This is a genomic window from Verrucomicrobiota bacterium (genome assembly GCA_016200005.1).
Taxonomy (GTDB): domain Bacteria; phylum Verrucomicrobiota; class Verrucomicrobiia; order Limisphaerales; family PALSA-1396; genus PALSA-1396.
This window is the reverse complement of sequence record JACQFP010000007.1, coordinates 61464-73521: the sequence shown is the minus strand read 5'-3', so window position 1 is coordinate 73521 and position 12058 is coordinate 61464. Positions and strand designations below refer to the sequence as shown.

Genomic DNA, 12058 nt, shown 5'->3' with positions numbered 1-12058 from the left:
TCATTTGATCCCGGCCTTGGCGGCGGCTTCCGGATCGTTGCGTTTGAGAAACATCTCAGCATTTTCACGAATGGTCGGATTAGGATTCTTCAGAGACTTAACGAGGGCTGGAACATAAAGCATTCGCTTTTCATCCTTATCGAGGAGTTTCTCCAATCCAAATGCCGCACCAAGCCAGACATTGTTGTCCATGTCTTGCATGCTGGACAAAAGCAAAGGTACGAATTGCGGCTTGGCCTCTTTGAACTTGCAGAGCGCGTCTATGGCACTTCTGCGGACGCCGGCGTCTTGATCCTGCAGGCAGCCGATCAGCGCAGGAACAGCAATGTCGGGACGGCTCGCAATTCCTCCCAAAGCCGACAGTGCGGAGTGTCGAACACCAACATTCGTGCTTTGCAGGGCGCTGACCAGGAGAGGGACTGCCGCTTCGGCATTGGTGCCAAGGTATTTTACCATCCAAGCTGCCTGGCTCCAATTTGTCGAACGGGTATCCTCAAGCAAGGCCAGCAAAGGCGTGATTGGATCCTGCCGGATTTTTATCAGGGCGGCCTTGGCGCGGGCGGCAACTACAAAATAGCTATCAGTGCTCGCGACCGTCAGCGCCGGAATCGCTGCTCGCGCCGCCGGGCCGATTTCTCCCAGAGCAGTTGCGGCTTGAGCATGATATACGTTCTCAGGGATGACGTGACGCGGAGCAATGAACCGATTGTGAATTTCCGCGTGTTGTTGGGCATAGGCGACGAACTTGCGTTTAGTGGGCGAGTCCCGCCTTTGCAGGATTGCGACGAGCCCGGTGACAGCGGGGTCTCCCATGGCGCGCAAGGCGGCGCGCTGTTCGTCCGTCGGGCTGACGTTCTCATATTCCAATCCGCGAATCCACCGCGACAAGGATTTCCCCTGATAGCTCGGTTCAGAGGTTCGCAGATTATAAAATAGAAATCCTCCGGCAACCGTCACCATCAGGATGAAAATTGCAATTCTCTTGCTCGCCCTCACACCGGCATCATTACCGCTTTGCTCTCCTCCCGCTAACGCAAAACGCCATGGGGCCACAGCGGGTTTTCACCTTTATGGATATTCAGGATGCCCGCATCGTTCCCTCCAGCACATCAACAATCGCCTTGTTGATTCTCGGATTCTCAATTGCACCGAACAGGTAATTCATCCGGTGGTTGTCCTTCTTGTCCAACTCGGCACAAATGACCTGATCTGCGTCGCAACGACAGTAGGTTTGACGGCAGGTTTACGCGCCGTACTTCTTGGCGGGCTTATCGTGGAGGACAAGCTGGGCAGTGGCGGATTCAAGTCCTTCCAACATCACCGCAGGGACTTTGCCCGCGCCGGGGACTTCCCTCGCGTCCAACATCTCGATACCCACAAGCTGTTCACCTTCTCCGATGTTGAGCGCCACCTCCTTGTTGAGCCGCACCGTGCGACACTCGCGGTTCCCCTCAACGAATCGAATGTAGAGGGCGTCAATTTCCGGGTCGTGGCTGATTTTCATTGCTCAAGCGTGTTGCAATTCCCGCGCGTGAGTGTTTTCCCGTTTGCCAAATGGACAGACTTGCGAAGTCTCAACTGTCACCACAGCGGCGGTTTTCTTCGTGATCGTCATGGCTCACGCGATTTCCAACTCGCGAACGTGGCTGATGTCCCGCTTGCCGACCGGGCGCAGCTGCGACGCTTCCACCGTCGCCACCGCCACAGTTCGACCTGCGAGGGTGACGAACTCCACCTCGTAAGCCACTCCATTTTTATGAATGTGGACGACGGTGCCGACATCACCCGCCACCAGACCTTCCTCCGGCAGGTTCTTGGTCAACACGACACAATCATGTTCTTTTATTTTCATCAGTCCTCCAAAGGATATGCTGTAATCAATCGCGGCGCAACCATGCCTTCATCCATTTGCCACACGCTGCGCACGCGCGGACGCCGACCAATGGGTGTGTTCAAGTTTCCTTCCACCGCGTATCGTGGGCCGAACCCTGTCTCCCGCGTCCGCGCCACGTCGTGCGTGCGACCGTGCTCGCGCAAGGCTTCCGCCAATCGTTCCCATTGCTCGATCCGAAAGCCGAACTCGACGAAGAAACGCGCCTTGCTCGCACCGTAACGATGCGCCGGATTCAGCAAGTAATCCGCGATCTTCTCGCACTCCACCATCAGGTTGTCTGGATTGGGCAATTTCATTTCGCCGCCGCTTCCACGAGTTTGAATTCCTCCGGCGTCAGGTCGTAGAGCGCAGACAACAACTCGTCCGGCCTCCGCTCCACCAATCGCTCCATGGCTTTTGTTTTGGCATCTGGGTTCGGCGCGAACATACAACTCGCGTGGTGGTCAACCGCGAGATTTATTTCCAAATCTTTCAACCAGCCTGACGAATAGCCGACGCCGACAACCTGCCTGGATTGATTTCTGGAGGCGAGCCGGGCTTCTTCAACTCGATAAACGCTTTTGCCCGACAGTAAGAACCGGTGCGTCATCCCAGATGACTCAGCACACATAGCTCACTTGGCTGCGCCTTCCACGAGTTTGATTTCCTCCGGTGTCAGGCCGTAGAGCGCATACATCAACTCGTCCAGCTCCCGCTCCAACGCCGCAGGCAACCGGGACTCGAGCACCACCTCGCCGGTCGTGTCGAAACCAATTCACAATGCCGGCCTTTGATGAAGCCGTCGTCGAGTTCGCCGGTAAATTACGGGCGTCGCAATCCCCTTCGTGTCCGTGGAAGGATGTTTGGTTCTCTTTTTGTCGAGCAAAGCAAGCTGCCTCTCGTCTCGCTTCGCAGGCTGCGCGCGTTGGGTTGCCTGCGATTCAAGCAGTCGCATCGCGGCCAAATCTAGATCAGTCAGGCTGCTCGACAGGGCATCGGAAAGTTGGTCAGCAGAACGCCCAGCACAGGTCTCGACAAGAAATTGGCTGATTAGAATGACACGCCGGTCATTGACTGAAAGCGTCAGGCCGCAATCCTTCAGTCGGCTCGCCTTCGATGTGGCGCGCTCGACTGCCCGCTGGAACGCAATCTTGATATCAGACCTTTTTCGGATGTCTGCAATTTGCTTCCGGCAAACCAAAACAATGTCGAGTTGGATTGGTTCTTTGGCTTGGGACTTGGGCGCAGCAACGGACATCTCGGATTTCACGGGATGGCAGTTCACGAGCGAGAAGCCAGCGCCGACTACGGCGTCAGCCAATGATGTCCAGCCATCCATCCGAGAATGGTGGTAAGTGAATACGAGCAAACCGTCCTCCCTCAACACCCGGCAAGATTCAGCAAAAACAGCACGCAGCTTCGCTGCGAATTGCTCCGCGCTGGTATCCTGCACTTCTTCGGCATGGCGCGTGGTCATGCGCTTGCCGACAAACGGCGACGGACCGAGTTGCTGCCAGGCAAAAAAGAAGTCGGCCAGTTCCGAGTAATGCACGTTGTCAAAGAACGGCGGGTCGGTCACGACCAAGTCCACGCTGGCGTCAGTCAAACCGGTTGACGACGAACTACCACAGGAGAGATGGATGGCGCGAGGAGTTGTCTTTGACGATGGAGGCCACTTCGTTTCGACGCGCCCACTGAACGGGGCGCTCCCGCCGAAAACACGCTTGCCGTTGCTGCTGCCGTTCGTTCGCTCAATCTCCAACTCGAACGGGGCTGCGTGATATTCAATGGCGCGCAGCAGCCGTGATTTGAACAGCGTGGAAAACGAGCCTGAACTCTTTGACGTTCCCCAGACGTTGCCTTCAATCGGAACTCGTTCGGGCTTCAAAATGTGGTGCGCGAACATGTGCCGGATTGCTCCCGTGCCCTCGCCTTTGTAGGAGGCGAACATGTTGTTGAACTCCAAGACGCCGGAGAAAACAGTTCGCAAGGCCGCTCGCGCTGCGTCGTCGGGCAGTTTGAGAATGGCGGCGTGCAGCCAACCGAGCGCGAGTAGCTGGCGGTCGTTGAAGAATTCACGCCACGAGCGATAGGCGTAGTTAAGCACCTGACGTGTGTTGTAGCCGTCCTTTAGTTTCAATGTCGGGAGCGGGAGTTTGCTCCGATTCAATTCTTCCGAACATTGTTGATAAGCGAGTTCATCCTTGCGAGTAACGGGCAGGTATAGCTTTTCGCCGGAACTGTTGAGGACAAGTTTGGCGAACATCCGATGCTTTGGCGGATGCCCAATTGCTTTGGCGGTCTTGGCGATTGGAAAGACATGGCGACACCTCTGGCAGGTCGCCGACGCGCCGCTTGCCGGGCCGCAATGCAAATCAAAATCGTGTTGGCAATGAGGACAGCGGCTCTGCTCGTCGTTGACATCTGCGGCGAAAATCCCAGCGCATTCCGGGCAGACAACGCGGACTTCTGGCTTGCGGTCAGGATAGGCGTTACGAACGAAGATGTAGGTCGGAAACAAATCCACGCTTGCAGAGCAAGCCGGACAGGGAAGTGTCTTAACCCAAAAAAAATACAGCGCGTCGCAAACGTGTCCCTCGGCGTCCGCAGTTTGGTAAAGCGCCCGGATGCGCTCGCCAACACCGGCTGAAAGCTGGCCGAAGGCTTTCATCAGCGCATCGCGGTCGAGCGTGCCGAGTGAGACCCGAACTGATTCGCAAGCGACGGGATTGATGTCGCGCCCCAGCGCCGTGAAGCCAAGTTTGTGGGCTTCACCAATCGTCGTTCCGCTCCCCATGAACGGGTCGAAAACCGCCAAGCCGGCGAAGTCGTGCTGCCGGTAAAACGCTTCGACAAGATTCTCGGAGTCCGGCAAAGCCGAGCCGAGCAAGATACCTCGAAAGACAGAACCCAGACGCTTCGCCCACCACTTGTGAATATGGTAAATGGGCCGATAGACCTCCTTGCGCCAACTCTCCATCTCCGCAAGTTGCGAGATGAACTCAAAGGGGAACAAATCCGACTCGATGAGCCTGCGTGCGCGCGGATGTCCGTTGGATCGAAGCGGATTATTCATCTTCCTCCGCAGCTTCCGCGACCTCCGCGATAACCTCGCGCGGCGGACGCATCGCCACTGCCTCAGTCGCTGAACCCTTGAGACGATAAGCAACGAAGTTGTGCTCCTTGCCCGCTGCTGGATTGTTCACCGACTCAGGCTTCAACGTGTTCGTCCGCAAGTCGAACGTGTACCCGACAATCAGCTTTTCCGCTTCCCGCCGCGCGAGCTTCCCGACCGCACGAAAACGGGAGTCCGCGCGAAAGTCGGCGGGAACAATCAGGGTTTGGTTGTGCGCTGTGCCAGTCGTCAGGCCAAACGGCGTGGGAGCGACATACATTTTTCGGTCACGAATCATGATGTCGCCGTAGCTGCCGAAGCCTTTCACACTTTTGTTCTTGTGAACGTAGTCGTGGTCGGCGTTGAGGAAATCACCGTGACAAACCACCAGATCGAGCACTGGATATGAGTCGCCGTCCGGCTCGGCGGGATAACGCCCGAAGATGTAGAAAATGGTCCGCCCGTTGTGGCTGCCTGATGGAACTTGGCTATTGCAGTCGTAGTTGGCTTCGCGTCCGGGATACGCAAGCCCCTTCACCTCGAAGCCGTCCGTTGATGAGACCAGGCGAAAATCGGGATAAGTGTTCCGTCCGCCGACTTCAAAGTTCAATGCGGTTTCGTCGAGCCGTGCCTTGAACCAGTTTTGGAAATGAAACTCCTTGTCCTGCCTGCTTTCGCGGCGAATTAGCTTGTTCGCGCGAATCGCATCCGCGCAGCGGACAAAAACTTCAAGGCATGGATGACCGGTTGGCATGTTGTCGTTATTTCAAAATCATGTTTTCGCGTAATCCATCGGCACACAGTGCTCCAGTCAATTTGGTACACCCCACGCCTTCTTGATTTGTTCTGGCGACGGAAGCTGGCCGGGAGGAGCAAACTTGATTAAGCCAACATCTTTTGAATTCACGACCGGATAAACCGGCTCTGCTCGCGATAAACCGGGTAAAATTGTTCCTTGTCGGTCAACGATTCCACCCTGCAATACGCCAAACGCTCTCCCTGTTCTCACCGCAAAAACAGGCCCGCCACTGTTGCCATAGGTCGCAGTAAGATTCAATTGGAACATCCTCAGGTGCTCTCGCAGGATTCCCTGCGAGGGAACGATTGAACTTATGCTGCCTCGCGTAAATGAACTTGTGATAGTTCCGATCTGCTCAAAGAGGAAATTGCCCAGCGGGTATCCGTAAGTTGCTATTTCATCGCCTTCACTGATGTCGTCGTATGGTTCGATTTCAAGGAAGGGATACCCATTCGGCAGTGCCGTATGTGGAAGAACACGAACGAGAGCCAAGTCACAGTCCGTTCTGGCCATAATTTGATCCACGCGACAAAGCAGAGCCTTGATTTGATGCGGAACGTCACCAGGAATGAGGAAAACAACGAAAGGAATTTGTATCTTCACATTGTCTTCATGGTGAAGCTTGGATTTTCGTTCTGCCGGATCAAACTCTGCCATGTGGTCCGGGACAGACTTTTCCATGAAGGCAGAGACTATGTGTTGGCACGTAACGACAACCCCGTTCGGGTCAACGCAGAATCCCGAACCAACGATTGTATATGGTTTCTGTGGGATGTTCGGATGGAAAAGCACCAACCCCACGGTTGCCCGTCTTACTTGCGCAAATATTTCGTTCTTCGCCATACCACAGATTAGTGACGAGCTGTTCCTGGAATTACCCCCTTGGCGTAAACTTCCGCGCTTTTCCCCACAAATTCCTTCGACTTTTCCTCCATACCTTTCTTGAACGCCTCTTCTTCGGCGATGCCCAGTTTGGCGGCGTATTTGCGGACGCCTGCGGTAAGCTTCATCCAGTGATAGTGCCCGTTCCTTGCGCCGCTGGCCATCACGAATCCGGCGCGGCCCTGGGCGTTGAGCGTGGAGTAGAAGAGTTGAATCCAGATGCGGCAGGAATGTCGAATGTCGAAACACGTCAGCGTCTAACGTCGAGTTCCGAGTGCCGAACTTCGGCACACCCGCAAAATGCCGTGCAGGCATTGCGTGCCCGCCGACGGTGTCTTTTTCAGATGGCGCGATCCAGTGCATGATGGCTGGCACGGATGGTATTTCAATGCGTTACAAACGCAAACCTGAACGTGGAAACTCGATAACGGAGAAGCCAAGGCTGTTTGCTGAAAAACTGGCGCTGTCGTTCGGCATTGCCCTGCTTCGGCGCAAGGTGTTACCCAATCAGTCCACTTTGCCCGTTCTTTACGCCAGCAAATCTTTGACAACCTCCCCACTGACATCGGTCAGGCGGAAGTCGCGGCCTTCAAAGCGGTAGGTGAGCTTGGTGTGATCGATGCCGAGACAGTGGAGCATCGTGGCGTGGAAATCATGCACGTTAACCGGGTTCTCGACGATGTTGTAGCCGAAGTCGTCGGTCGCGCCGTAAACCAGTCCCGGCTTGATTCCGCCGCCGGCCATCCAGAGCGAGAAGCAGCGCGGATGATGGTCGCGACCGAAATCGTCTTTCTTGATCTCGCCTTGGGAATAGGCCGTCCGCCCGAACTCACCGCCCCAGATCACCAAGGTGTCGTCGAGGAGACCGCGTTGCTTGAGGTCTTTGATCAACGCGGCACTGGCCTGGTCGGTGTTCTTCGTCTGGGTTTTGATGCCGTTGGGCAGGCCGCCGTGATGGTCCCAGTCGCGATGACAAAGCTGGATGAAGCGCACGCCGCGTTCGGCCAGACGCCGGGCCAGGAGACAATTGTTCGCATAGGACGCCTTGCCCGGTTCGGCGCCATACATCTCCAGGATTTCCTTCGGCTCTTTCGCGATGTCCATCAACTCCGGCACGCTCGTTTGCATGCGGAACGCGAGTTCGTAATTGTCAATGTGCGTGGCGATGGCCGGGTCGCCGAGCGCGCCGAGTTGTTTGCGATTCAACTCCTGCATCGCATCGATCAACTGCCGACGCGCTGTGCCGCTCAAGCCCGGCGGGTTGGAAACATAAACCACCGGGTCGCCCTGATTGCGAAACTGCACGCCCTGATAATTGGCGGAGAGAAAGCCGTTGCCCCAATAGCGCACCTGTAATGACTGGCCGCCGCTGCCGCTGGTGAGCACCACGTACGCGGGCAGGTCGGCGTTCTCGCTCCCGAGGCCGTAGGCAACCCACGCTCCCATCGTCGGGCGGCCGGGTTGTTGATTGCCTGTGCCCATGAACGTGACCGCGGGATCGTGGTTGATCGGCTCGGTGAACATCGAGCGGATGATGGCGATGTCGTCCACGATGCCGCCGATGTTCGGAATCATACTGCTCAACTCGACACCCGATTTGCCGTAACGTTTGAAGTCGTAGGCTGACCCCACACAACGCAGCACCGCCTGGCCCGCCGTCATGCCGGTGATGCGTTGGCCCATGCGCACGCTGGGCGGCAATTCCACGCCCGTCATCTCCTTGAGCTTTGGTTTGGAATCGAACAGATCGAGGTGCGACGGCGCACCGGATTGAAACATGTAGATGACCCGCTTGGCTTTGGCGGGAGAGTGCAACGCCTTGAGCGCGCCTGTGGATTTCAATCCGCCTTCTTCCGCACCGAACAATCGCGGGTTCAACAACGATGACAGCGCGAGCGCTCCGAGACCGGTGGTGCTGCGGGTGAGAAACGCGCGACGGGAAAGGGTTTTCTGGATTTCGTTTTGAAAAATCATGGCAGCTATTTGGTGATGGTTTCGTTGAGGTTCAACAGCACGTTGGCCACGGCGGTCATCGCGGCCAACTCGGCAGGATCAGCTTTCTCGGGTAGCGGCGATTCGCCAACCTTCAGCAAGTCTTCCGCGGCCTTCGTGTCCTGTTTGAAATTAGTTAATTGTTGTTCGTACGTTTTGTGCAGAACGGCGACCTCATCCAATTTCGGCACGCGACCGAGCGTGTGGCGGAAGGCGCGCACGATTCGTTTGTCCGTGTCTTTAGGTTCTTCGCGCAACACGCGTTCCGCCAGTCCGCGCGCAGCTTCGACGTACACCGGATCGTTCATCAACACCAGGGATTGCAACGGTGTCTGCGTGCGTTGACGGAGGAAGGTGCAGACCTCGCGGTTGGGCGCGTCGAACGTCGCAAAGGAAGGATAATGCGCCGAGCGCCGCCAGAAGACATACATGCCGCGGCGATAAAGGGCGTCGCCCTTGTCCTGCACGTACTTCGCATCGACACCGTCCCAGGTGCCGGGTGGTTGATAAGGCTTCACGCTCGGTCCGCCGATTTTGTCGTTGAGGAGACCCGACACCGCCAGCGCATTGTCGCGAACAAATTCGGCATCCAGTCGCACGCGCGGACCACGGGTAAAGAGGCGGTCGTAAGGGTCGCGCTCCAGTTTCTCCGGCGTGACGGCGGCGGATTGCCGGTAGGTGGCGCTCGTCACCATTAAACGCACCAAACCCTTCACGTCCCACGCGCTGGCGCTGCTTCGCTCGAAGCGCGAACTCTTACCGCCGCGCTGTCGGATTTCACCGCCGTCGCGGAACTGCACGGCCAGCCAGTCCAACAATTCCGGATGACTCGGCCATTCGCCTTGGGAGCCGAAGTCGTTGATCGTTTTGACGAGTCCCTCACCAAAGAACAGCGACCAGTAACGGTTTACCGTGACGCGTGCCGTCAGCGGATGATCTTTGGAAACAAGCCAGCGGGCCAACGTCAGCCGATTGGTTTCACCTTCCGGCAGCGGTGGCAGGACGGACGGAGTGCCGGGTGTGACCTTCTCGCCCGGATTGCGGAAATCGCCGCGCACGAGTAGGAAGGTGTCGCGCGGTGGCGTCATCTCTTCCATGACCAAGGTCGTGGGAATCTTCTTGTAGAATTCTTCCTTCTGCTTGCGCGCGTCGGCGAGCGCGGTTTCCGAGCGAAGGTAATCGACGGCGTAGTTCTCTTTGTAGAACTTTTGCAATTCAGCGCGCTCTTCGTCGCTCCGATGTCCACGCGACTTGGCGATGATGGGCAGAAAACCGTTGAAGGTCAGCAATCGCGCGTCCTCCGCCGAGAGCGCTCGATTGTAAAAGCGCAGATCGTCCACCAAACCCTTCACGGTCGATTCACCGTTCCGCGCGCCGATGCGCACTGGCTCACTGTTGGTGATGGTCTCGGTGAGGTTATCTTTCTCGGTCTTCAGATCTCGGGCGCGGCCGTTGATATACAGCTTGACGCCTGAGGCATTACCCGAGCCATCATAAGTTGCCAACACGTGCTGCCACTGGTTTTTGGGAAACTTGTCCTTCGATTGGACCTTCAGCGCATTGTCCGGCCAGGCATTGGCGAGATGCACCTCGAAACGTTCGTCGGCGTAGAAGAGATCGAAACCGCGATAGCCCGGACCCTTCTCCATCTTGCTCAACACCGCGCCGTCGCCTTCAAGTTTCACCCATGCGCCGTAGCTGAAGGCGTTGGTGCGCTCGAAACTGACGAGCGGGCCAAAATCCGCGTACGCTTTGCCGTCCAACTTCAGCGCTTTGCCGAGCCTACCATCGGCAAACTCAGGCTTCTCGGAATCGATGAGCTTGCCCTCATCTTCTCCGAAGGGAGATGGAACGCTCAGGGAATCATCGAACTTAAGCAAAGCCACCAACCCTTCGTTGTTTGGTTTCGGTGGCGGTTTGGCATTGGTTTCGCGTTCCCATTTCTCCTGCGTCTCGCCGAGTTCGTTGGAGCGATCCTGCAACGTCTTCTCGGCATCCTTGAGCGCGAAGTCCGCCTCGACGAATTGCAACGCCTGCTCCTGGGTGGGCACCGGCAATCGCGGCGGCGGGTTGTCCGTGCGGATGCGGTCCAGGCCTTTCTCTGGCACGTTGTGAAAGAAGGCGTAAAGCCGATAAAACTCCTTCGTTGTCAGCGGATCATACTTGTGGTCGTGACATTCGGTGCAACCCACCGTGAGGCCGAGCCACACGGCGCCGAGCGTGTTGACCCGATCAACCACGTACTTGTTGAGATACTCGTCCGGGTCGGCCCCGCCCTCGTCGTTGGTCATGTTGTTGCGGACAAAGCCGGTCGCGACGCGCTGCGATTGCGTTGGCTTGGGAAGCAGATCACCGGCGAGTTGTTCGACGGTAAACTCGTCGTAGGGTTTATTGTCGTTGAAAGCTTTGATGACCCAATCGCGCCACAGCCACATGAAGCGGACGCCGTCGAAGTGGTAACCGCTGGTGTCGGCGTAGCGCGCGAGGTCCATCCAGTTTTGGGCCATCCGCTCGCCGTAGTGCGGCGACGACAGCAGGCGATCCACCAGTTTTTCGTAAGCATCGTGCGACTTGTCGGCCAGGAAGGCGTCCACCTCTTCGATGGTCGGCGGCAATCCAGTCAGATCGAGCGTGGCGCGGCGGACCAGTGTGGGCTTGTCGGCTTCCGGATTTGGCTTGAGCTTTTCCTTTTCGAGCCGGGCGAGGGTGAAATAATCAATCGGGTTGCGCGGCCACTTCTGATCCTTGACCGCCGGGAGTTCGGCGCGCTCGGGCGGAATGAACGCCCAATGCTTCTTCCACTGCGCGCCTTCCTGCACCCAGCGTTTCAACAAGTCAATCTGTTCCGGCTTGAGCGGCTTGTTGTGCTTGGGTGGCGGCATGATTTCGTCCGGGTCCGTTGAAGTGATGTGCGCAACCAGGGAACTCTTCGACAAATCGCCCGCCACCAGAGCGTGATTGCCGGATTTCAATTCCTTGAAGGCGTCCGCTTGAACATCGAGACGCAGACCGGCCTTGCGTTTGCGCTCGTCCGGGCCGTGACAGGCGTAGCAGTGCTCGGAAAAGATGGGTCGGATGTCGCGGTTGAAGTCGATCTTCGCGGGGCTGGCTGGTGATTTTGCCGATGAACTCGCCGCATAAGTGCAGACCAAGAACCCGGTCAGCAGCCAACGACAGCCCTGATGGGCATTACACAGCGAAAGATTCATACGTCACGCCGCCACATTGTGCAGTAACCATAAGCCGAAAAAAGCGTTTCCGACAATCTTAAAAAAGCCGGGAGACTGTGCCGTGAAATCGAAGGCAGAGAAACTTTTTGGCCGATCAAATGTCTGGACAGTTTCATGTTGCAGATGCAACATGAATTTGTCCTAGGTCATTGGCGGTTAAACGTGCG

The 12058-nt window shown here is 56.9% G+C and carries 11 protein-coding genes; all 11 read right to left on the bottom strand.

Features of this window, described 5'->3' with window-relative positions; genetic code table 11:
* Positions 1 to 822: a HEAT repeat domain-containing protein gene (locus HY298_02885; GenBank protein MBI3849226.1), complete on the bottom strand. Its 822-nt coding sequence runs from the start codon at positions 820 to 822 to the stop codon at positions 1 to 3.
* Between the two features lie 421 nt (positions 823 to 1243).
* The gene (locus HY298_02880) at positions 1244 to 1504 is read right to left on the bottom strand and encodes a DUF2283 domain-containing protein (GenBank protein MBI3849225.1); all 261 of its coding nucleotides are present in this window, start codon (positions 1502 to 1504) and stop codon (positions 1244 to 1246) included.
* Between the two features lie 114 nt (positions 1505 to 1618).
* Positions 1619 to 1852 carry a DUF4926 domain-containing protein gene (locus HY298_02875; protein ID MBI3849224.1) on the bottom strand — a complete coding sequence of 78 codons (234 nt, stop codon included), beginning with the start codon at positions 1850 to 1852 and terminating at the stop codon, positions 1619 to 1621.
* Positions 1852 to 2190 carry a hypothetical protein gene (locus tag HY298_02870; protein MBI3849223.1) on the bottom strand — a complete coding sequence of 113 codons (339 nt, stop codon included), beginning with the start codon at positions 2188 to 2190 and terminating at the stop codon, positions 1852 to 1854. Before HY298_02870 ends, HY298_02875 begins: the two co-directional genes overlap by 1 nt.
* Positions 2187 to 2483, bottom strand: a complete 297-nt coding sequence (locus tag HY298_02865; GenBank protein MBI3849222.1) for a hypothetical protein — start codon at positions 2481 to 2483, stop codon at positions 2187 to 2189. The genes HY298_02870 and HY298_02865 overlap by 4 nt, the downstream gene beginning before the upstream one ends.
* 165 nt (positions 2484 to 2648) lie before the next feature.
* Positions 2649 to 4949 carry an adenine-specific DNA methylase gene (locus HY298_02860; GenBank protein MBI3849221.1) on the bottom strand — a complete coding sequence of 767 codons (2301 nt, stop codon included), beginning with the start codon at positions 4947 to 4949 and terminating at the stop codon, positions 2649 to 2651.
* Positions 4942 to 5742 carry a hypothetical protein gene (locus HY298_02855; protein MBI3849220.1) on the bottom strand — a complete coding sequence of 267 codons (801 nt, stop codon included), beginning with the start codon at positions 5740 to 5742 and terminating at the stop codon, positions 4942 to 4944. Before HY298_02855 ends, HY298_02860 begins: the two co-directional genes overlap by 8 nt.
* Positions 5743 to 5799: 57 nt before the next feature.
* Positions 5800 to 6630: a trypsin-like peptidase domain-containing protein gene (locus HY298_02850; protein MBI3849219.1), complete on the bottom strand. Its 831-nt coding sequence runs from the start codon at positions 6628 to 6630 to the stop codon at positions 5800 to 5802.
* An 8-nt stretch (positions 6631 to 6638) separates the two neighbouring features.
* Positions 6639 to 6797, bottom strand: a complete 159-nt coding sequence (locus HY298_02845; protein MBI3849218.1) for a hypothetical protein — start codon at positions 6795 to 6797, stop codon at positions 6639 to 6641.
* A gap of 400 nt (positions 6798 to 7197) precedes the next feature.
* Complete coding sequence (locus HY298_02840) at positions 7198 to 8643, bottom strand: DUF1501 domain-containing protein (protein MBI3849217.1); 1446 nt, start codon at positions 8641 to 8643, stop codon at positions 7198 to 7200.
* 5 nt (positions 8644 to 8648) lie between these two features.
* Complete coding sequence (locus HY298_02835; GenBank protein MBI3849216.1) at positions 8649 to 11870, bottom strand: DUF1553 domain-containing protein; 3222 nt, start codon at positions 11868 to 11870, stop codon at positions 8649 to 8651.
* Positions 11871 to 12058 lie beyond the last annotated feature (188 nt).